The organism is Streptomyces sp. NPDC005799, from assembly GCF_040630525.1.
Classification (GTDB): Bacteria; Actinomycetota; Actinomycetes; order Streptomycetales; family Streptomycetaceae; genus Streptomyces; species Streptomyces griseorubiginosus_B.
This window is the reverse complement of the sequence record NZ_JBEXXQ010000007.1, coordinates 121199-142674: the sequence shown is the minus strand read 5'-3', so window position 1 is coordinate 142674 and position 21476 is coordinate 121199. Positions and strand designations below refer to the sequence as shown.

17 protein-coding genes and 1 pseudogene are annotated in these 21476 nt (G+C 71.9%); 12 read left to right on the top strand and 6 right to left on the bottom strand.

The genetic code is table 11. The features are described 5' to 3' along the window. Positions 1-39: 39 nt before the first annotated feature. Positions 40-936 (top strand): MHYT domain-containing protein, encoded by an 897-nt coding sequence (locus ABZ453_RS09340; RefSeq protein ID WP_359013220.1) that lies wholly within the window; start codon positions 40-42, stop codon positions 934-936. 44 nt (positions 937-980) lie between these two features. Here ABZ453_RS09340 and ABZ453_RS09335 read toward each other — a convergent pair whose 3' ends face one another. The 4 genes from ABZ453_RS09335 to ABZ453_RS09320 all read right to left on the bottom strand — a co-directional run bounded on the left by ABZ453_RS09335 (position 981) and on the right by ABZ453_RS09320 (position 5340). Then, positions 981-2552, bottom strand: coding sequence for an FAD-dependent oxidoreductase (locus ABZ453_RS09335; RefSeq protein WP_359013218.1), 1572 nt, complete (start codon positions 2550-2552; stop codon positions 981-983). Continuing rightward, positions 2549-3280, bottom strand: coding sequence for a methyltransferase domain-containing protein (locus ABZ453_RS09330; RefSeq protein ID WP_359013216.1), 732 nt, complete (start codon positions 3278-3280; stop codon positions 2549-2551). Before ABZ453_RS09330 ends, ABZ453_RS09335 begins: the two co-directional genes overlap by 4 nt. Before the next feature lie 72 nt (positions 3281-3352). Beyond that, positions 3353-4543 (bottom strand): lycopene cyclase family protein, encoded by a 1191-nt coding sequence (locus tag ABZ453_RS09325; RefSeq protein WP_359013214.1) that lies wholly within the window; start codon positions 4541-4543, stop codon positions 3353-3355. Positions 4544-4695: 152 nt separating this feature from the next. Further along, entirely contained in the window at positions 4696-5340 is a 645-nt protein-coding gene (locus ABZ453_RS09320; RefSeq protein WP_359013212.1) for a sigma-70 family RNA polymerase sigma factor, read from the bottom strand. 239 nt (positions 5341-5579) lie between these two features. Between ABZ453_RS09320 and ABZ453_RS09315 the strand changes: the two genes are divergently transcribed. From ABZ453_RS09315 to ABZ453_RS09285, 7 genes are all read left to right on the top strand, one after another. Next, positions 5580-6893 carry a polyprenyl synthetase family protein gene (locus tag ABZ453_RS09315; RefSeq protein ID WP_359013210.1) on the top strand — a complete coding sequence of 438 codons (1314 nt, stop codon included), beginning with the start codon at positions 5580-5582 and terminating at the stop codon, positions 6891-6893. Continuing rightward, positions 6890-8440, top strand: coding sequence for a phytoene desaturase family protein (crtI, locus tag ABZ453_RS09310; RefSeq protein ID WP_359013208.1), 1551 nt, complete (start codon positions 6890-6892; stop codon positions 8438-8440). Before ABZ453_RS09315 ends, crtI begins: the two co-directional genes overlap by 4 nt. Further along, positions 8437-9456, top strand: a complete 1020-nt coding sequence (locus tag ABZ453_RS09305; RefSeq protein WP_359013206.1) for a phytoene/squalene synthase family protein — start codon at positions 8437-8439, stop codon at positions 9454-9456. Before crtI ends, ABZ453_RS09305 begins: the two co-directional genes overlap by 4 nt. Then, positions 9453-10466 carry a DUF5914 domain-containing protein gene (locus ABZ453_RS09300; RefSeq protein WP_359013204.1) on the top strand — a complete coding sequence of 338 codons (1014 nt, stop codon included), beginning with the start codon at positions 9453-9455 and terminating at the stop codon, positions 10464-10466. The genes ABZ453_RS09305 and ABZ453_RS09300 overlap by 4 nt, the downstream gene beginning before the upstream one ends. Positions 10467-10489: 23 nt before the next feature. After that, the gene (locus ABZ453_RS09295; RefSeq protein ID WP_359013202.1) at positions 10490-11509 is read left to right on the top strand and encodes a MerR family transcriptional regulator; all 1020 of its coding nucleotides are present in this window, start codon (positions 10490-10492) and stop codon (positions 11507-11509) included. 33 nt (positions 11510-11542) lie between these two features. Continuing rightward, a complete protein-coding gene (locus ABZ453_RS09290) occupies positions 11543-13048 on the top strand; it encodes a metallophosphoesterase (protein ID WP_359013200.1) in 1506 nt (501 codons plus the stop codon). 94 nt (positions 13049-13142) lie between these two features. Next, positions 13143-14171, top strand: coding sequence for an LLM class flavin-dependent oxidoreductase (locus ABZ453_RS09285; protein WP_359013198.1), 1029 nt, complete (start codon positions 13143-13145; stop codon positions 14169-14171). Between the two features lie 2 nt (positions 14172-14173). Here the strand turns inward: ABZ453_RS09285 and ABZ453_RS09280 are convergent, their stop codons facing one another. Next, positions 14174-15148, bottom strand: coding sequence for a TauD/TfdA family dioxygenase (locus ABZ453_RS09280; protein WP_359013196.1), 975 nt, complete (start codon positions 15146-15148; stop codon positions 14174-14176). 296 nt (positions 15149-15444) lie between these two features. Here ABZ453_RS09280 and ABZ453_RS09275 point away from each other — a divergent pair, with 296 nt between their 5' ends. The 4 genes and pseudogenes from ABZ453_RS09275 (at position 15445) to ABZ453_RS09260 (ending at position 20199) form a co-directional block, all read left to right on the top strand. Further along, positions 15445-17451 (top strand): non-reducing end alpha-L-arabinofuranosidase family hydrolase, encoded by a 2007-nt coding sequence (locus ABZ453_RS09275; protein ID WP_359013194.1) that lies wholly within the window; start codon positions 15445-15447, stop codon positions 17449-17451. Positions 17452-17498: 47 nt separating this feature from the next. Beyond that, positions 17499-18551, top strand: a pseudogene (locus tag ABZ453_RS09270) (arabinofuranosidase catalytic domain-containing protein); the annotation flags it as partial. A gap of 139 nt (positions 18552-18690) precedes the next feature. Then, complete coding sequence (locus tag ABZ453_RS09265; protein ID WP_359013192.1) at positions 18691-19521, top strand: aldo/keto reductase; 831 nt, start codon at positions 18691-18693, stop codon at positions 19519-19521. Between the two features lie 60 nt (positions 19522-19581). Beyond that, positions 19582-20199, top strand: a complete 618-nt coding sequence (locus ABZ453_RS09260; RefSeq protein WP_359013395.1) for a DNA polymerase ligase N-terminal domain-containing protein — start codon at positions 19582-19584, stop codon at positions 20197-20199. A 7-nt stretch (positions 20200-20206) separates the two neighbouring features. Here the strand turns inward: ABZ453_RS09260 and ABZ453_RS09255 are convergent, their stop codons facing one another. After that, positions 20207-21442: an AI-2E family transporter gene (locus tag ABZ453_RS09255; protein WP_359013190.1), complete on the bottom strand. Its 1236-nt coding sequence runs from the start codon at positions 21440-21442 to the stop codon at positions 20207-20209. Positions 21443-21476: the final 34 nt, after the last annotated feature.

The following is a 21476-nucleotide window of genomic DNA, read 5'->3' as shown; positions in this document are numbered from 1 at the left end:
TTGCTCCACAACCGCCGTGGCTCTGGGGGGAGTTGGCGTATGCAAGGCACGATCGACGGGTTCCGCTACGGCGCGGTGACCCCGGTGGCGGCATATCTGATGGCCTGCCTTGGAGGGGCGCTCGGACTGCGGTGCATCGTCCGCTCCCTGCTCAACCAGCAGTCCTGGAAGCCGGGTTGGCTGGCGTTGGGCGCCGCGTCCATCGGCTGCGGGATCTGGACGATGCACTTCATCGCGATGCTCGGCTTCCAGGTCGCACAGACCGGGATCCGCTACGACGTGGGTCTGACGCTGCTGAGTCTGGCCGTGGCGATCGTCGTGGTCGGCATCGGCGTGTTCATCGTCGGCTACCTGGGGGCCGGCCTGGTGACGTTGGGCGTCGCGGGGGTGATCACCGGCCTGGGCGTCGCCGCGATGCACTACCTCGGCATGGCCGCCATGCAGGTCAACGGGGACATCGTGTACGACACCGCCACCGTGGGCCTGTCGGTGCTGATCGCGATCGTCGCCGCGACCGCCGCGCTGTGGGCGGCGGTCTCCATCCGCGGGTTCCTGGCGAGCCTCGGCGCCAGCCTGGCGATGGGCGTGGCCGTGTCCGGCATGCACTACACGGCGATGGCCGCGGTCAGCGTCCATGTGCACGGCTCCGGCACCTTCGCGGGCGACTCGCCCACGTCCCTGCTGCTGCCCATGCTGCTGGGACCGGCGGTCTTCCTCCTGCTGGCCGGTGTGGTCGTCATGTTCGACCCGTTGCTGGTGCTGGGTGACGGCGAGTGGAACCGGTCGCCGTCACCCCCGCAGGCCGACGCGCCCGCGGCCCGGCCCGACGGCCCGCTCCTCGGCGGTCCCGCCGTGACCGCGCGGGCCCGGCAGGAGACGCACGGTGTCGCACCCGCCGCACCGCAGTGGGCCCCGCCACGCGCCGACGACCGGTGACGTCCGAAGGGTGCTCGCGGGCCGGTCACTCGTCCGGCGACAGCTCACCCCGACCGCCCCACCCGAGACGCCGCTTTCCGGTTCTCGGCACGGCGCAGACGGAGACGGCCGTGATTGGGCACGGTCCACAGCGGGTGACCCCGTACTCCCCATTCCCGCAGCAGGGCGTTGGCGGCGAGGAAGCCGCTGGTGGCCGCCCGTTCCATCAGGGCGACGGGCAGGTCGGTGCGGACGAGGTCACCCGCGAGCACCAGTCCGGGATCCGGCGTCCTGACCCCGGGTCGGTCGCCGTACCCGCCGACGGGGAACAGGGGGCAGTCCTGGCGCCACTCGTGCCGTGCGTCGAGGACCCGTGCGTCCCGCGTCTCCGGGTAGACGTGCGCGAGCTGCTCGGTCAACTGTTTGATCTCCACGGCCTGGTCCGCGTGTTCGGGCAGGGCGTACCCGTGGAGTTCCACGACGGAGCCCCCGCTGCGTGCGGCCCAACGGGCCGCCTCAGCCTCCCAGCGCTCCAGCACGCTGACGTTGTCCAGGGAGCCGTAGCCGGCGGTGCCCACAAAGCCCGGTCGGTCCGGGGCGACGGGACGGTCCAGCCAAAGCCTGGAGACGAGGAAGGGCGGAGCGGTGCGCAGCCGGGCGACGCGTTCCCGCCAGGCGGCGTCGCCCAGGTCGGGCGAACGGGTCACCAGCGAGCGCAGTCCGGCGGTGTCGAGGGCCAGGACGACGGCGTCGTACCGAGTCTCCCGGCCGTCGGCGACGACGCTGAAGGCGCCCTTGTCGGTGCGCGAGACGGTCTCGACCGCGGTGGAGGTACGGATGGTGGTGCCGCGCCGCCGCAGGTAGGCACCGAGGGGGTCCCACAGGCGCGTCGGGAAGGGCTCGCGCGGGACGTCGAAGAGCAGGCCCTCCGCGGAGCCGAGGAAGTAGATGTGGAACATCAGCACCATCTCGGCCGCCGACAGGTGCCGCGGGTCGGCGAAGAAGCTGCGGGAGAAGACCTCGAACGCCAGGTGCCGGGCGGCCTGCGGAAAGCGCAGGGTGTCGAGGAAGTCGTGGGCGCTGACGTCGTCGTAGCGGGCGTACACCTCAGGGACACGCACGTCGAGCAGGGGCAGCGCGGCGGCGGGACTCATACGGAGCAGGTCGCGGGAGCGGAAGGACGGGCTGAGCGCCACGAAGCCGAGCGCGCTGAGCGGTGGGGTGCGCGGAACCCTGCGGAAGCTGTCGTACAGCCCCTGGCTGTGCCGCAGCGGGTAGTCGGGCAGGCCGGTGAGGCGTGAGAGGTGGGGGTCGGTGCGGCGGAGCAGGCCGCGCAGGTTGTAGTACTGGCGGAAGAAGGCGTGGAAGCCACGGCTCATGGTCACGGTGGAGCCGTCGCGCAGCTGGGTCGTCCAGCCGCCGACCCGGCCGCCCAGGTGGGCCTCGCGTTCGTAGAGCGTGACGTCGACGCCGCGTTCGGCCAGCGCCGTGGCGGCGGCGAGACCGGCGATGCCGCCGCCCACGACCGCGGTGCTGCGCGGTGTACCGCTCACCGCGGGTGCTCCGGGCGGCGGGGGCAGGAAGGCGGCCTGCCGGTCCCGTCCGGGGCGGCGGCCGCGCGCCGCCGCGCCGGTCACCGTGCGCTCCGCGCGAACGGCTCCGCGCGGCGGGCCACGACGGTGTGGGTGATGCCGGTCTGCCAGCCGGGCAGGGGCAGGGCCCGCACCCGGTCGAATCCGCCGGCCCGCACCCGACCCGTGAACTCCTCGACGGTGTCGAAATCGACGACGCTGCGCCAGAGATGGCGGTAGAGGTCACCGTCGCCCAGTGCCGCGGCGACGGGGAGCACCATTCCCCGGCACACGACCGTCCACACGGCGCGGTCGACCGGGCGCCCGCCGAGGGTGTACTCGTGGACGGCGAGCCGGCCGTGCGGGGCGAGCAGACGGTGGACGGTGGCCAGCACGGCGTCCGGGTCCGCCACGTTACGGAAGAGGTAGGCGGCGAAGACCGCGTCGAACGGCCCCTCCACGCCCGCCTCGGTGAGGCCCTCCGCAGCGGCGCGCACGAACCTCACGCGCGGGTCCCACGACTTGGCCCTGGCGCGCTCCAGCATGCCGGGCGAGGCGTCGACGGCGATGATCTCGGCCTCGGGCAGCACGTGACGGAGCGCCGCCGTGGAGGCGCCGGTCCCGCAGCCGAGGTCCAGGACGCGCAGTCCCGCGCCGAAAGCGGGCAGACAGAGCCGTCGGGCGGAGCGGCGCAGGTGGGCGTGGTAGCCGGGGTTGGCGGCCACCAGCAGGTCGTAGCGGTGCGCCGCATGGTCGAATGCGGCGACCAGGTCCGCGTCGCGCAGCACGGTCACGCTGCCTCCTGGGGCGGGTCGTCGAGACGTTGGGGGATGCGGGCCGGCCGAGTCCGTCGCGGCACGGCCGGGTCAGCGGAGGAAAGGGCGTCTGGGCAGCCCGGGCAGTTCCAGGGCCGCGCGGAGCATGGGCAGGACGGGGGCGTGCAGGCCGATGGCGAGGTCTTCGTGCCAGCGCGTGTCCCCGTCGAGGAAGCGCAGCAGACGGGCCATGGGCACCCGGGCGAACAGCCGGGAGAAGAAGGCGGCGCCGTCCACCAGGCCGCTGTCGAGGGCGTGCAGGAGCACTGCGTCCATGCCGCGGGCCCGCGCGGTGTGGGGTTGGGGCGGCACGGGGTCGCGGCCCTGGCGCAGTGCGGCCGCTACGGCCGCGGTCTGGCGCTGCACCCCGGAGAAGGTGTAGCCGGTGGAGGGCCGGGTGGCTCCGCCGGCCGCGCCGATACGGAAGACGCATGCCCCGGTACGGCGCGCGAACCGGGCGTCGGTCATCGGGATGACACCGGTCTCGGTCCCGATGACCTCCACATCGCTCAGGCCCAGCACGCCGCCGGTGTAGTGGCGCAGCGCCGTGTCGTACGCGTCCGGCGCCAGGACCGCGGGCGAGAACTCGGTGTACTCCACCAGGGCCTCACGGGGACCTGTGGGCAGGACGTAACCGAAGGACAGGCCTCGTGCGGGCTGGGCCGTACGGAAGTCCATGAACTCCACGCGGGCCGGGTCGAAGACCGGCCGGTCGGTGCGCACGAACCAGCCGTGGAAATGCTGCAGCAGGGTGGTGCGGGCGGCGGGAAGGCTGCCCAGCGGCCGCGAGTCGAACACCCAGCGGGCGCGGAGGGAGTCGGCGTGTCCTTCGGGCGTGCGAGTGTTGACACGCGCGCCCCGCGGGAGGTCTTCGATGCTCTCGACCTTGGCTTCCAGTCGTTGCACCAGTGCGCTGCGGGCGAGATCGCGTTCGACGAGCCGCTCGAAGTCGTCCGAGCGGATCATCTTGTACGTCAGGGGTGCGATGTCGTGCTGGACGGGCTCGCCGGAGGGGTGGTGGACGCGGAGGCGGTGCCACGACCTGGTGACGGCCGCGTCGAAACGTCCGCGGCCCGCCTCCCAGAAGCACCAGGTACGCCGGGGCGGACGCAGCGGCCCGGGTGGGGCGTCCACCAGCACGATCGACAGGCGGCCGGGCCTCGGCGGCGGGCAGGCGAGGCGGTGAGCCAGGGACAGGCCCGCGGCCCCGGCTCCGATGATGGCGACGTCCGCCTCCGGCACGATCGGTTCACTCCCCCTGCGGTGCTGCCATGTCGTCTGCCGTTTCTTCGGCCGTGTCTTGAGGACACCTGCCCTGTGCGGTACCCGTTCGAGTACGGATCGCCACCCTGGCATTGTCCGTTCGGAGCAGCCGCATCGGTCGCGCAGCGTTGTCACGCCGCGCAGTCGACCACGTCGTCCGTGCCGAGTCGGCGCGCGAGGCGGTGCAGCCCTCGGCGGGCGTGGCTCTTGACGGTGCCCAGCGGCCATCCGGTGACCTCGGCGATCTGGGTCTGGGTCAGGTCGTCGTAGAAGGCGAGGTTGAGCACCCGTCGCTGCGGGGCGGGCAGCCGTGACAGTTCGTCGGCGAGCAGGACCCGGTCGATGGCGCCCTCCGGGCTCACGGCCTCGTCGGGCGCGACCAGGAGCAGCCTGGCGCCCGCGGCGGCGACCAGTTCGGTGCGCCGGGTCCTGGCCGAGAGCGCGTCGGCGATCTTCCTGCGGGTGATGCCCATGAGCCAGCCGGGCAGCGTGCCCCGTCCGGGCGCGAACCCGGAGCGCCCCCGCCACGCGGCGAAGAAGACCAGTTGGGTGACGTCCTCCGCCTCCTTCGCGTCCCCCAGCGAGCGCCTGGCAAGGGCGTACACCAAAGGACCCCAGCGGCGGTGCGCGTCCTCGAGGCAGGCCTCGTCACCAGCCAGGAACCCGTCGGCGAGGTCGGCCTCATCGATGTCCGGGCCGGAGAGCGGCTCGGGCGTGGGCAGGCGGGGAGCGTGGGCCTCGCCGATGTCCGCGCTGGTTTGCTGGGCGGTCGTCATGGCTACTCCTCCGCTGGGCCTTTTGGTCGCCGTGAGCTACTGCGGTCCCTCCACGGTGCAGAAGCGATGCAAGACGAACAACTCGCATCGTCTTTGCATCGAAATAGCCACTGGGAACGGGCCGGGGAAGCCCCCTGCCGGTGTTTCCGAGCCGCACCGCATCCGATCGGGCCCCTCCCGCCGAACCGGTGACCACGACGCGAACTCCGATCGCGAGGATCTCGATGAGGGGAACCGGAATGAGCCCCACCGTGACGCAGGACCACCGTGCGAACGGCCGTCCACGCGAGCATCCGAGCTGCGAGGAGGGCTCCCCCGCACCCGCGCGGCGCGCAGCCGGCGCACCGGCCCCCGGGCGGGGCGACCGGGACGAGGGCCCGGCGCCCTCGCCCTACGGCCCCGACCCGCACGCCGTCGACGCCGACGTGACAGGCGCGGTGCGCGCGGTGCTCGGCGACCTGCTCGCCCGCCGGCTGGCGGCGGCCGAGGCCGTCGATCCGCTGTTCGGCGACGACCTGGCCGCCCGGGTCGCCCGCTTCGCGGAGACCGGCGGCAAACTCACCCGCTCCCGTTTCGTGTGGTGGGCCCTTCGCGCGTGCGGCGGCAGCGAACCCCCGCGCGCACAAGCCGCTCTGCGCGTCGGAGCGGCCCTCGAACTCGTCCAGACCTGCGCCCTGGTCCACGACGACGTGATGGACGAGGCGCCGACCCGCCGCGGACGGCCGGCTCTGCACGTCGATGTCGCCGCCCAGTACCCCGACGCCGGGCGCCTCGGCGAAGCGGCCGCGATCCTGGCCGGTGACCTAGCACTCGCCTGGGCGGACGACGTGGTGGCGGACACCGAACTGCCGCGCGAGACCGCGCGCCGGGTACGCGAACTCTGGAGCGCCATGCGCACCGAGATGGTGGCCGGGCAGTACCTGGACGTTCACGGCGAGGCCACCTCGGCACGCTCCCTGCTCCGCGCGATCCGCGCCGCCCGCCTCAAGAGCGCCCTGTACTCGGTGGAGCGCCCCCTCGCCCTGGGCGCCGCGCTCGCCGACGCCGGTCCCGCCGCGACCCGGGCGCTGTGCTCGGCCGGCCGCTGCGTCGGCCTGGCCTTCCAGCTGCGGGACGATCTGCTCGACGCCTTCGCCGACCCGCGCGACACCGGCAAACCCGCGGGCGGCGACATCCGCAGCGGCAAGCCCACGTACCTCGCCGCCCTCGCCCAGGCGCGGGCGGAGGCCTCGGGTGACAAACGCGCACAAGCCGTGCTGCGCGGCACGCTCGGCCGCAGGGACGCCTCCGACGCCGAAGTGGCCGCCGTGCGCGAGGTGTTCGCGGCCACCGGCGCCAAGGACACCGTGGAGGTCAAGATCCACCGTCTGGTCGCCCAGGGCCTGCGCCACCTCGACGGCGCGGTGCTCGAACCCCGGGCCCTCGACCACCTTCAGGCGCTGCTGGGGTCCACCGCCGGAGTGCCGGCCACCAGCGTGGTGGACGTCCTGACGTCCGGCACGGTCCCCGGCTCCCCGGTCCTCACCGCCCAGGACACGAGGGACGAGCGATGACCCGCACCGTTCCCGGCCGCACCGATCACGTCGTGGTCGTCGGCGCGGGGCTGTCCGGGCTGGCGGCCGCCCTGCATCTGCTCGGCGCCGGACGCCGGGTCACCGTCGTCGAACGGGACGCGTCACCAGGCGGCCGCGCCGGGCGGCTGGTGCGCGGCGGCTACCACATCGACACCGGCCCGACCGTGCTGACGATGCCTCATCTCGCCGACGAGGCCTTCGCCGCGGTCGGCGACAGTCTGCACGCACGCGTCGACCTCGTACCCCTGCACCCCGCCTACCGTGCCCGGTTCGCCGACGGCAGCACCCTGGACGTCCACACCGGCGCCGAGGCGATGGAGGCGGAGATCGAACGCTTCGCGGGCGCCCATGAGGCGGCGGGCTACCGACGGCTGCGGGTCTGGCTGGAGAAGCTCTACCAGGTGCAGATGCGCCGCTTCATCGACGCCAACTTCGACTCACCGCTGCACCTGCTGCATCCCGACCTCGCGCGTCTGGCCGCCCTCGGCGGTTTCGGACGCCTGGACGCGCGCATCGGACGATTCCTGCACGACGAGCGACTGCGCCGGGTCTTCTCCTTCCAGTCCCTGTACGCGGGAGTGGCACCCGAACGCGCCCTGGCGGCCTACGCCGTCATCGCCTACATGGACACCGTCGCGGGCGTCCACTTCCCGCGCGGCGGCATGCACGCCCTGCCCCGGGCCATGGCGGACGCCGCCGCCGAGGCCGGAGCCGAGCTGCGCTTCGAAGAGACCGTCACCCGTCTGGAACGCTCCGGCGACCGCGTCACGGCCGTCGTCACCGACACCGACCGCATCGCCTGCGACGCCGTGGTCCTCACCCCCGACCTGCCCGTCGCCTACCGGCTGCTCGGGCGCGCCCCCAGGCGGCCGGCCGCGCTGCGGTTCTCGCCCTCCGCCGTGATCCTGCACGCCGGCACCGACCGCACCTGGCCCTGGCTGGGCCACCACACCATCTCCTTCGGCAGGGAGTGGCGCCGCACGTTCGCCGAACTCACCGAAACGGGCCGCCTGATGAGCGATCCCTCCCTGCTCATCACCAGACCGACCACCACCGACCCCTCGCTCGCCCCGCCCGGACGTCACCTGCACTACATCCTGGCCCCCTGCCCCAACACGGCCCTGGGTCCCAGCGCCGCCGACTGGGGTGACCTGGCACCCGGCTACCGCGCCGGCCTGCTGAGCGAACTGGAGCGGCGCGGCCTGGACGGCATCGCCTCCGCCGTGGAGGAGCAGTGCCTGATCACCCCGGCCGACTGGCAGGCCCAGGGCCACGCGGCGGGCTCGCCCTTCTCCGCCGCCCACACCTTCGCCCAGACCGGACCCTTCCGGCCCCGCAACCTGGTGCGCGGAACTGCCAACGCCGTCCTCGCCGGCTGCGGCACCACCCCCGGCGTCGGCGTCCCGACCGTCCTGCTGTCGGGCAAGCTCGCCGCGGCCCGCATCTCGGGCGCCGGCAAGCCCCCGGCCACCGCTGCCCGAACCCGCCCCGCCGCACCGAACTCCCGGGAAGGCAGGCCGGCATGACCGACCGTGAACTCGACGCGGCCGGCGTCGTCGACCCCCGCCTGCGGCAGGCGTACACACAGTGCAGGCGGCTCAACGCCCGGCACGGCAAGACGTACTTCCTCGCCGCACGCCTCCTGCCGGTGGCCCGCAGGCCCGCCGTGCACGCCCTGTACGGCTTCGCCCGCTGGGCCGACGACATCGTCGACACCCTCGACACCACGACCACCGCCGAGCGCGCGAACGCCCTCCTGCGTCTCCAGCAGGAGCTGGAGCAGGGGCTGCGCCACGGGGACAGCACCGAGCCGGTGGTGCGCGCCCTGGCTGACACCGCCCATCGCTACGCCATCGACCATCAGCACTTCAGCGACTTCATGACGGCCATGCGCGCCGACCTCGACGTCACGGACTACGCCACCTACGCCGACCTGCGCACCTACACCTACGGCTCCGCGGAGGTGATCGGCCTGCAGATGCTGCCGGTGCTCGGCACGGTGGTACCGCGTCAGGAAGCGGCACCACACGCGGCCGCCCTCGGCGTGGCCTTCCAGCTGACCAACTTCCTGCGCGACGTGGGCGAGGACCTCGACCGCGGACGCGTCTACCTGCCCGCCGATCTGCTGGCCGCACACGACGTGGACCGGCACCTGCTGCGCTGGAGCCGCGACACCGGACGGCCCGACCGCCGGATCACCGCGGCGCTCAGGGACTTCGAGCAGCTGACGCGCGCGCTCTACCGCGAGGCGGCCCCCGGCCTGGCCATGCTCGACCCCGTCTCCCGTCCGTGCATCCGCGCCGCGTTCGTGCTGTACGGCGCGATCCTGGACGCGGTCGCCCGGGACGGCTACCGCTCGCTGCACCGCCGTGCCGTCGTGACGGGGCGCCGCCGTGCCGTCGTCGCCGCCGACGGACTCGCCCGGATGACCGCGGCCAGACTGCGGGCCCGAGCGACCGGGAGCACCGCGGTCCCGGCGCCGACGGCTTCCCCCCAGCCCCACTCCGAGTCCCCCTCACAGGCCGCCGAGAGGACCGCATGAAACTCCCCCGTCCTCACCCCCGCGCCCGCTACCCGCTTGCGCTGCGCCGCCGCCCCGTGCGGTGGGAGAAGCAGCAGCCGACCTGGCGCCAGGCCCGGCCGGGTGTGATCGCCCAGGCGCTGAAACGTGCCCAGGCCCGCGCGTCGGGCAACTGGTACGTCGTCGGTGCCACACGCGATCTGCGCGACGACCGGCCGCTGGCCGGCACGGTGGCCGGGCACGAGGTCGTGGTGTGGCGCACCGCGGACGGGCGCCTCGCGGCGGGCCCCGGCGTCTGCCCGCATCTGGGCGCGCCACTCGCCGCCGGCCCGGTCCGCTGCGGAACTCTCGTCTGTCACTGGCACGGGCTGGCACTGACGGGCGGGCCGGTCGCGGGCTGGGAGCCACTGCCCGTGCACGACGACGGTGTCCTGGTCTGGGTGCGCCTGGACCAGGTCGGCGGTGAACTCCCTCTGCCGGCACCGGTCGTACCGGACCGTCCGCCGCTGTCACAATCGCTCGCCGCCGTCTACAGGGGTGTGGGGATCTGCGAGCCGGAGGACATCGTGGCCAACCGGCTGGATCCCTGGCACGGCGCGTGGTTCCACCCCTACTCCTTCGTCGACCTCACCGTGGTCGGTACACCGGACCCCGGCGAGGACGACGACGAGGGGTTCACCGTGGACGTCTCGTTCAAGGTCGCCGGCCGGCTCGTCGTCCCGGTGCGTGCCGTCTTCACCACACCCGGGCCGCGGACGGTCGTCATGCGGATCGCGGAGGGCGAGGGCCGGGGATCGGTCGTGGAGACGCACGCCACCCCGCTGGGGCCGGACGAGACGGGCCGCCCGCGCACGGCCGTCGTGGAGGCGGTCGTGGCCTGCTCGGAGCGTCCAGGCTTCGCCGCGGCTCGTGCGGCGGCCCCGGTGCTGCGCCGGATCATGACGGCTGCGGCCGGACGCCTGTGGCGCGACGACCTCGCCTACGCCGAACGCCGCTGGCTGCTGCGCTCGACCGGCCGCTTCCCCGGCTGAGGCGGGCGGTTCACAGGGTGACCATGGACGGGCCCGAGCCGGACGCAGGCACGTCCTCGGATGCCGGGGTGACCACCGGGTTCCTCGCCCGGCGTCTGGGCGTCAGCCCCACCACCCTGCGGTCCTGGGACCGCAGATACGGGCTGGGCCCGGCGACCAGGGCGCAGGGAAGCCATCGCCGGTGGACGCCCGCCGACGTGTCCATGCTCCTGGAGATGTGCCGCATGACGGCCGCCGGCATCCCACCGGCGGAAGCGGCCAGGACGGCCATGGAACACGCCGGGAGAAGCACCCCGCAGTCCCCGCCGGCGCACCACCTCCCAGCTGTGGACGAGCAGGTCGCGGAGCCCTTGTACGCCTCCCGGTCCGGCAGCGGGCTGCCGTTGGGGAGCGTGCGCCAGGAGTGCAGGGGCCTGGCCCGCGCAGCCGTCCGGCTGGACGCCTTCGCCGTCCAGCAACAGCTCACCGCCGCGATCGGCGCCCATGGGCTGGTGGTCGCGTGGGAGGAGATCCTGGCTCCCGCCCTGCAGGCCGTCGGGCGCAAGTGGCAGTCGGCCGGTGAGCGTTACGTCGAGGTGGAGCACCTCCTGTCCTGGCACATCTCCGCGACCCTGCGCCACCTGTACGTGCGCGGCGCGTCCGCCCACCAGGGGGCGCACTCGTCCCCGGTGGTGCTGGCCTGCGTTCCGGGCGAGCAGCACACGCTCCCGCTGGAGGCACTGAACGCCACACTGACCGAACGCGGGGTCCCCACCCTCATGCTGGGCGGAGCCGTGCCCCCGGACGCCTTGATCGCCGCGGTGCGGCGCGTGGGTCCGGTCGCCGTGGCCCTGTGGTCGCAGTCGGCCTCCACGGCCAGTACGCCGTTGGTCCAGCACCTCATGGAGACCCGCTGGGGCGTTCGCGGTGCCCGGATGCAGAGCCGGGTGCTGCTGTGCGGCCCGGGCTGGAAACGGACCCGGATTCCTGGCCCGCTGCGCCCGCGTGGCCTGCACGAGGCGCTGCGCGCGCTGGGACCCCTGGATCTTTCAACTCCCGCCTGAACAACCGGATTCACCTGTTGTTACGGTGCACCGGTGTCTGAATCCTCACGCGATACCGCCGCGGGTGCCGGCTGGGGCGTCGCGGAACCCGGTGAGTACAAGCGGCTGATGCCGTCCAAGGTCGAGAAGCTCTCCTGGCTGAACCCCAGGACACTGTGGGCCGCCCGCAACGGTGTGCTGGCCTCGTGGTTCGGGGACCCCACGGGGCACACCCGCAGCAGGTGGGTGGCCCAGCAGGAGGCGGCGGGGGCACCCACCGACAAGGTGATCCGGCGTGCGGACCCGGAGCGGTTCTCCTTCATGCTGATGGGCGACACGGGTGAGGGCGACGACTCCGAGTACGCCGTGGTGCCGGGCTTCTTGAAGATCGGTCGGGGAACCGACTTCGCCGTCATCGCCAGTGACGTCATCTATCCGGTCGGCAGCGCCGACGACTACGGAACCAAGTTCTTCCGTCCCTACCAGGACTACCCGGCGCCGATCTACGCGGTGCCGGGCAACCACGACTGGTACGAGGACCTGGGTGCCTTCATGCGGGTGTTCTGCGGCAACGCCCCGGCCCTGCCCCGTGAGGCGGCGCCGCGGCGCTTCACGCGGGCGTGGATGCGTTCGCTGCTGTGGCACCGGTCGCGCCCCGGCGACGGACAACACCTCGACGTGGAAAGGCAGTTGAGGTCCGCGCCCGAGCAGCAGGCGGTGCAGCCCGGGCCGTACTGGGCCATCGACGCCGGACCCCTGCGGATCATAGGCATCGACACGGGTCTGCTGGGCACCATCGACGCCCAGCAGGGCGCCTGGCTGCGTGAGGTCTCGCAAGGGCCCCGCCCGAAGATCCTGGTCACCGGCTCGCCCCTGTACGTGGACGGCGAGCGCCACCCGTGCACGATCGAGGGCGGTGGCGGCACCGTCGACGACATCGTCCGCGACCCGGCGCATCACTACGTGGCGGCGATCGGCGGCGACATCCACAACTACCAGCGCTATCCGGTCCAGGTGGAGGGCCGCACGATCCAGTACGTCGTCTCGGGCGGCGGCGGTGCGTTCATGCACGCCACGCACACCATCCCACGCGTCGACATCGCCAACGTCACGGAGAAGGACTTCCGCTGCTATCCGCTGCGCGGTGACTCCCTCGCCTTCTACAGCCGCCTGTACGGCCGCCGGCTGCGGCTGCGCCGCTTCTTCACGCTCACCGAGGCGGAGGCGATGGCGGTGATCGCCGAGCGGCTGGGCATCCAGCCGACCCGTACGCCGGGCGGACCGGTGCGGGTGACCCGGCGGGTGCGTCTGGTGGCGAGCCTGCTCGGCGCGGGCGGCCGCCCGGACCGTACCTCGCGCTTCCGTCTGCCGGTGCGCAAGATCTACACGCAGCTGTTCTCTCCGAGCTCGGCGACCTACAGCCCGCCCTTCTTCAAGAGCTTCCTGCGCCTGGACGTGAGTCCGGAGGCGGTGCGGGTGCGGTGCTTCGCCGCCACCGGCAACCGTGCGCAGGAGATCGAACCGCCGGTCGAGGACGAGTTCGTCATCGCGCTGACCTGACCGGATCTTGGCCCTGGGGACGGGAACACTTCTCACGACGTCCCGGTTGGCACTGCCGTACTACTTGATTCATCAAGCAACCACGGAGGAACCCGTGCCGCCGACCTCTCGCCCCCTGCGCAGGCTGGGCTTCTTGACCATCGGACTGTTCGACGAAGCCGATCCGCGCCGGGGCCACGAGTCCACGCTGGAGATCATCGAGCTGGGCGAGCGGCTCGGCTTCGACAGCGCGTGGCTGCGCCACCGGCATCTGCAGTACGGCATCTCCTCCCCCGTGGCCGTGATGGCGGCGGCCTCGCAGCGCACCCGCCGCATCGAACTGGGCACGGCGGTCATTCCGCTCGGCTGGGAGAACCCGCTGCGGCTGGCGGAGGACCTGGCGACGGTGGACATCCTGTCCGGAGGCCGCGTCAACCCGGGCGTCAGCGTCGGTCCGCCGATGCACTTCGACCGGGTCAAGGAGGCGCTGTACCCGGACACCGCGGGTGCGGAGGACTTCTCGTACGAGCGGGTGCGGCGGCTGCTCGCCTTCGTGCGCGGCGAGAGCGCGACCGACGTCAGTGGCGTCGAAGGTTTCGAGGTGTTCTCCGATCGAGTGCAGCCATACTCCCCCGGCCTGGGCCGGCGTATGTGGTACGGCGGCGGCAGCCTCAGTTCGGCGCGCTGGGCGGGCGAGCACGGCATGAACTTCCTGACCAGCAGCGTCGTCAAGGCGGAGGAGGCGGAGGGGCCGTACGACTTCGCCGAGATCCAGCTCTCCCACATCCGCGCCTTCCGCGACCGGCACCCGGACGGGGAAGGCGCCCGCGTCTCCCAGGGCCTGGTCGTCATCCCCACCGACTCCGCGACGCCGGAGCAGCGCAAGCGGTACGAGGAGTACGCGGCCAAGCGCACCCCTCGTACGACGTCACCGCAGGGCCCCGCGCGGCTGCTGTTCGCACCCGACCTCGTCGGCACCTCGGACGAGATCGCCGAGCGGCTGGCCGGACACGCGGCGTTCCGCGAGGTGGACGAGGTGGCGTTCGCGCTGCCCTTCACCTTCGAGCACGAGGACTACGTGCAGATCCTGACCGACATGGCCACGAAGCTGGGCCCCGCGCTCGGCTGGCAGCCGTCGGTGTGAGCTCACCAGCGCCCGGGTGCGGTGCCGGTGATCGGCCGGGACGGCGTGCCGTCCACGCCGACGGGGACGTCGCCGGTGAGCATCACGCGGTGCATGACGCGCGGGAAGTCGAGGTGGGCGTTGTCGCTGGGTGCGAGGTGGATGGTGGCCCGGTTGTCCCAGAAGGCGACGCTGCCCGGCTCCCAGCGGAAGCGCACGGTGTATTCGGGCCGCACCGCCTGTTCCAGCAGCATGTCGAGCAGGGCCCGGCTCTCGGGGCGGGAGACGCCGGTGATCTGTTCCAGGTAGTAGCCGTTGACGAACAGCACCCGCTCCCCCGTCTCGGGGTGCACGCGCACCAGCGGGTGCTCGGAGGCGACCTGGTGGTCCAGCAGATGGCGCAGGTAGCTGTCGTCTCCGGGGCGGGGCTGGTAGCCGACACCGAGGCGGTGCTCGGCCCGCAGCCGGTCGGCGAAGTCCCGCACGGGCGCTGAGAGTCCGGCGTAGGCGGCGGCCAGGTTGGACCAGGTGGTGTCGCCGCCGTAGGGCGGTACGGTCTCGGCGCGCAGGATCGTCGCCGCCGGCGGGTCGACGCGGGCGCCGTGGTCGCAGTGCCAGCCGCGCAGCAGGGTGTGCCGCCGGCGCTGCAGCCACTCCTCCTGCTCCATGCCGAACTTCCCGCCCAGCTCCAGCCGGTCGGCGGTGGTCTCCACCTCGGGGACGTCGGGCGGCGAGGCGCTGCCCCGCTTGCCCAGCACGACGGGCTGTCCGAACCGGCGCGCGAAGGCCACGTGGGCGGCGTGGTCGAGCCGTTGACCGCGAAAGAACACGACCTTCCAGCGCAGCACCGCTGCCCGGATCACGCCGACGACGGCGTCGTCGAGGTCACTCGCCAGGTCGACGCCCGTGATCTCGGCTCCGATGTGCCCGGCGACCGGTTTCACCTCGATCCCGGCCGCCCGTCCAGCCGTTGCCGTCGCGTCCCACTCCGCCGTCATGCGCGCTCCGTCGCTCGTCGGTGGCGGTTCGGTGCGAGCCGCCACGGAGATCGTGACAGCGTTTCCGGCGCCTGGCGACAAGGTGTCTCGAGCCGCTGACGGGGCCTGCGGTGGGCCACAACGGGTCGAAACTTTCGAAGTGAATGACGAATGATGCGAGAAGGATTGACGCTTCCGGTGGGCCTCCTATCATCCAAAGACGTCCGAGAAGACGGTCGGCGTTCGACATATCGACCCTCGGATGTCATGTCCTGCTCAAATGCGTGCGCACCCCCACACCACAGCAGAGGAGCGTCATGAACCCTCTCCACCCCTTACGAGGGCGTCGGCTTTCCGCCGTCGGCCTGATGGCCGCCACCGCACTGCTGGCCGCAGGAACAGCGGCCGCGGCGCCCGACGCCACCGTCAAGGCCTCGACCCTCGGGGCCCAGGCGGCCCAGTCCGGGCGCTACTTCGGCACGGCCGTGGCCTCGGGGAAGCTCGGTGACTCGACGTACTCCACGATTCTCGACCGGGAATTCAACATGATCACCCCGGAGAACGAGATGAAGTGGGACACCACCGAGCGCTCCCGCGGCAGCTTCAACTTCGGCCCCGCCGACCAGATCGTGGGCCACGCCGCCGCCCACGACCAGCGCATGCGCGGCCACACCCTCGTCTGGCACTCCCAACTGCCGGGCTGGGTCAGCTCCATCACCGACGCCAACACCCTGCGCAGCGTGATGAACAACCACATCACCACCGAGATGACCCACTTCAAGGGCAGGATCTACGCCTGGGACGTGGTCAACGAGGCCTTCGCCGACGGCAGCAGCCAGCACCGCAGCTCCGTCTTCCAGAACGTGCTCGGCAACGGCTTCATCGAGGAGGCCTTCCGCACGGCCCGGAACGCCGACCCCGCCGCCAAGCTCTGCTACAACGACTACAACATCGAGAACTGGTCGGACGCCAAGACCCAGGGCGTCTACGCCATGGTCCGCGACTTCAAGTCCCGCGGCGTGCCCATCGACTGCGTCGGCTTCCAGTCCCACTTCGGCACCGGCGGCCCGCCCGCGAGCTTCCAGACCACGCTCTCGAACTTCGCCGCGCTCGGCGTCGACGTACAGATCACCGAACTCGACATCGCCCAGGCACCCGCCACCGCCTACGCGAACACCGTCAAAGCGTGCATGAACGTGGCGCGTTGCACCGGTATCACGGTGTGGGGCATCCGGGACAGCGACTCCTGGCGCACCGGCCAGAACCCACTGCTGTTCGACAACGGCGGCAACAAGAAGCCGGCGTACAACGCGGCGCTGACCGCGCTCGGCGGCACACCCGCGACCACCGCCCGAGCCTCCGCCGCCGCCCTCCCGTCGAGCTTCAGCTGGAGTTCGAGCGGCGCGCTGATCGCGCCCAAGCCCGACTCGACACACAACATCGCGGGGATCAAGGACCCGTCGGTCGTGTACTACAACGGCAAGTACCACGTCTTCGCGAGCGTCGCGAGCTCCTCCGGCTACAGCCTGGTGTACCTCAGCTTCAGCGACTGGTCGCAGGCCGGCTCGGCCACGCACCACTATCTGGACCGCGGCGGGATCGGCAGCGGCTACCGGGCCGCTCCGCAGATCTTCTACTTCGCGCCGCAGAAACTCTGGTATCTCGTCTACCAGACCGGCAACGCCTCGTACTCCACCAACGCCGACATCAGCAACCCCAACGGCTGGAGCGCGCCGCGCAACTTCTACGCCTCGATGCCGGACATCATCAGGCAGAACATCGGCGGCGGCTACTGGGTCGACATGTGGGTGATCTGCGACAGCGCCACCTGCTACCTGTTCTCCTCGGACGACAACGGACACCTGTACCGCTCGCAGACCAGCCTGTCCCAGTTCCCGAACGGCTTCACCAACACCGTCATCGCGGCCCAGGACTCCAACAAGTACGCCCTGTTCGAGGCGAGCAACGTCTACAAGGTGCAGGGCAGCAACCAGTACCTGCTGATCGTCGAGGCCATCGGCTCCGACGGGCGGCGCTACTTCCGCTCCTGGACCTCCGGCAGCATCGCGGGCTCGTGGACCCCGCTGGCCGCCACCGAGAGCAATCCCCTCGCCCGTGCCACCAACGTCAGCTTCCCGGCGGGCGCCTGGACGAAGGACATCAGCCACGGCGAGATGATCCGCGCCGGCTACGACCAGACGCTGACGATCCCCTCCTGCAGGCTCCAGTACCTCTACCAGGGCCTCAACCCCAACGCGAGCGGTGACTACAACAGCCTGCCCTGGCGCCTGGGCCTGCTCACCCAGACGAACTCCGCCTGCTGACCGCCGACCGCCCTCACCTCTCACCCGCACGACCGGAGGAGCTTCCCGTGATCGTCCGACAGTCGTTACGTCCCTCCCGGCGCGCCCTCCTCGCCACCGGAGCGGCCGTCGCCCTCGGTGCCGGCATCCTCACCGGCACCGCCCCGTCCTCCCACGCCGCGGGATCGCTGCCCTGCGACCTGTACGCCTCCGGCGGCACCCCCTGCGTGGCCGCCCACAGCACGACCCGCGCCCTGTACTCCTCCTACAACGGCCCGCTGTACCAGGTGCGCCGCGCCTCCGACAACGCCACCCGCGACATCGGCGTCCTCAGCGCGGGAGGCGTCGCCAACGCGGCCGCCCAGGACTCCTTCTGCGCCGGCACGTCCTGCGTCATCACCGTCATCTACGACCAGTCCGGCCGGGGCAACCGCCTCACCCAGGCGCCCGGCGGCGGTGCCGCCGGCGGTCCGGACAACCTGGCCAACGCCACCGCCGCCCCCACCACGGTCGCCGGCCACAAGGCCTACGGCGTCTACGTCGCCCCCGGCACCGGCTACCGCAACAACGCCACCAACGGCGTAGCCAAGGGCGACCAGCCGGAGGGCATGTACGCCGTCCTCGACGGCACCCACTACAACGGCGGCTGCTGCTTCGACTACGGCAACGCCGAGACCAACAGCCGCGACAACGGCAACGGCACCATGGAGGCCATCTACTTCGGCAACATCAAGGTCTGGGGCTACGGCAGCGGCAACGGCCCCTGGATCATGGCCGACCTCGAGAACGGCCTGTTCTCCGGCGTCAACCAGCACTACAACGCGAACGACCCCTCCATCAGCCACCGCTACCTGACCGCCGTCATCAAGGGCGGGCCCAACAAATGGGCCATCCGCGGCGGCAACGCCCAGTCCGGCGGCCTGTCCACCTTCTACAACGGGGTCCGCCCCAACGTCGCCGGCTACAACCCGATGAAGAAGGAGGGAGCCATCATCCTCGGCATCGGCGGCGACAACAGCAAGGGAGCCCAAGGCACCTTCTACGAAGGCGTCATGACCTCCGGCTATCCCTCGGACGCCACCGAGAACGCCGTACAGGCCAACATCACCGCCGCCGGCTACGGCAGGTGACAGCGCCGGGTGACCCGAGCCGACGCCGATCGGTCCGGGTCACCCTCCCCCTCCCCGACCACCGCGTTTGATCAGACCGCACCTCATCCGTGAGGCTGGAGGTCCGGCGCAGTCGAGGAAAGGTCCCGACGTGGTCAGCATCCCGACGTACACGCTCAACGACGGCACGACGATCCCCGCCATCGGCCTGGGCACCTGGCCGATGAGCGACGCGGAGGCGGAACGCGCCGTGGCCGGGGCTCTGGAGACGGGCTACCGCCTGGTCGACACGGCGACCAACTACCGCAACGAGTCCGGCGTCGGCCTCGGCATCGCCCGCAGCGGCATCCCACGCGAGGAGGTCGTCGTCACGACGAAACTGCCGGGCCGCCACCACGGCCACGAGGAGACGCTCGCCTCCTTCGAGGAGTCCCGCAGGCGGCTGGGCCTGGAGTACGTGGACCTGTACCTGATCCACTGGCCACTCCCCCGCGTCGACAAGTACGTCGACTCCTGGCGCGCCATGATCAAACTCCGCGAGGACGGACTCGTCCGCTCCATCGGCGTCTCCAACTTCACCGCCGAACACATCGAACGGCTGGAGAAGGAGACCGGTGTGCTGCCCTCGGTGAACCAGATCGAATTGCACCCGCTCTTCCCGCAGGAACAGCTGCGCGCCTTCCACGACGCCAACGGCATCGTCACCGAGAGCTGGAGCCCGCTCGGCCGGGGCAGCAGCCTCCTCGAGGACCCGGCCCTCGTCGCCATCGCCGAGGCCCACGGCGTGACACCCGGGCAGGTCGTCCTGCGCTGGCACACCCAGCTCGGCGCGCTGCCCATCCCGAAGTCCTCCGACCCCGAGCGGCAACGGCAGAACCTCGACATCTTCGGCTTCGAGCTCGACGCCGACCAGCTGGCAGCCGTCTCCGACCGCGCCCACCGGCGCCTGGGCGGCGACCCGACGGTGCACGAGGAGTTCTGAGCCACCGCGCGGGGTACTCGGGCGGCCGCGAGGGAACCGGGCGTGCGGAAGGAGCCCCAGGTGGGTGAGCGGGACCGGCTGCGGGACTACCACGACAAGCGCGACTTCCAGCGGACCGGGGAGCCACGGGGGCAGTCGGCCGCCTCGGGGGACGAGCCGCGGTTCGTCGTGCAGATCCACGACGCCAGCACCCTGCACTTCGACTTCCGGCTGCAGGTCGGCGACGTACTCAAATCATGGTCCATCCCCAAGGGCCCCTCCGACGATCCGCACGACAAGCGGCTCGCCGTGCCCACCGAGGACCATCCCCTGGAGTACGAGGACTTCGAGGGCGTGATCCCGCGGGGCGAGTACGGCGGGGGCACGGTGATCGTGTGGGACCACGGCACCTACGAACCGCTCAGCCACGACCGCAAGGGGCGGCCCGTCGACTTCGAGGAGTCCCTGGAGGGCGGGCACGCCCGCTTCCGCCTCAAGGGCTCCAAACTGCAGGGCGAGTACGCCCTCACCCGGTTCCGCGGCGGCAAGGACGGCAACCGGGAAGAGGCCTGGCTGCTGGTGAGGACCGGTAGTGCGAAGGCCTCCGGGCACGGCACGCCGGATCCGCGCCGGGCCCGCTCGGTCAGCAGCGGCCGTACGCTCGCTCAGGTCGCCGCCGACGACGGCGACCAGGAGTAGCGGGTCGCTAGGTCTCCGCTCGTCTCTGCCTCGGCCCTGCGGGGGCGCGCAGTTCGCGGTGGACCGCCCAGGCCACCGACACCATCGGCACGGCGACGACCGCGCCGATCACCCCCGCCAGGATGCTGCCGGCGATCACCGAGACCGCCACCACGACCGGATGCAGCCGCACCGCCCAGCTCATCACCAGCGGATGCAGTACATGGCCCTCGATCTGGCCGACGATGACGATCAGCGCGAGGACCACGATCGCGATGACCGGCCCGCGCGACGCCAGCGCGACCACCGTGGCCACGCCCAGCGCGATGGGCGATCCCACCAGGGGGATGAACGCGGCGAAGAACTCCAGCAGCGTCAGCGGCAGGGCCAACGGCACCCGCAGCACGAACAGGGCGATGCCGACCAGTACCGCGTTGGTGGCCGCCACGATCACGATGCCCCGCGTGTACCCGGCGAACGTCCGCCACGCCGCGCGACCCGCACGGTTCCAGGGGTCCCGGGCCGGCTGCGGCAGCAACTCCTGGAACCAGTGCCAGAACCGGTCGCCGGAATGGATGAAGAACAAGGAGCAGAACAGCGCCAGCACCCCCGCGGTCAGCACCTCCACGAGCCGCCCGGCACCGCTCACCGCGCTGGTGATCAACGTGGAGCGGTGCTCCGACACGAAGGTGTTGACCTTGCCCTGAAGATTTGACGTCACCGTGGGACTCACATGGAACGGAGCGCCCTGCAGCCACCGCTCGATGCGTCCGATGCCTCCGCTGAACTCCCGCCCGAGCTGATCCCACTCGCTCGCCACCAGCTCGCCGACCAGCGCCAGCAGTCCCAGGAACAGCACCAGGCTTCCCACGACGCTCACCACCACCGCGAGCGACCTCGGCAGCCATCGTGCCAGCAGATCGGCGAGGGGACGCAGTACGGACGTCACGACCAGGGCGAGGAACAACGCGACAGCGACCAGCTGCAGGCGTCCCAGAATCACGAAGCCCGCGTACACGGCCGCCCCGAGCACCAGCAGCCGCCAGGCGTAGGCGGCACTGACCTTCAGCCCGTGGTGCACGTCCACGCCGTTCCCGGCCCCCCGCGCGGAGGCCGACGCCCTGCGCGCACGGGCCACCGTCCCGTGTCCGCGGGCCGGTCGGCTGCCCAGCACGACGTACCGCATCCGACGCGGGCCGCGGCTGCCGCCGGGTTCGGTACCGGGATGTCGGCGCGACCGACGCAGGGCGTCGCTCACCTGCACGTCACCGCCTCACATCGCCGCAGGTCGTCGAATT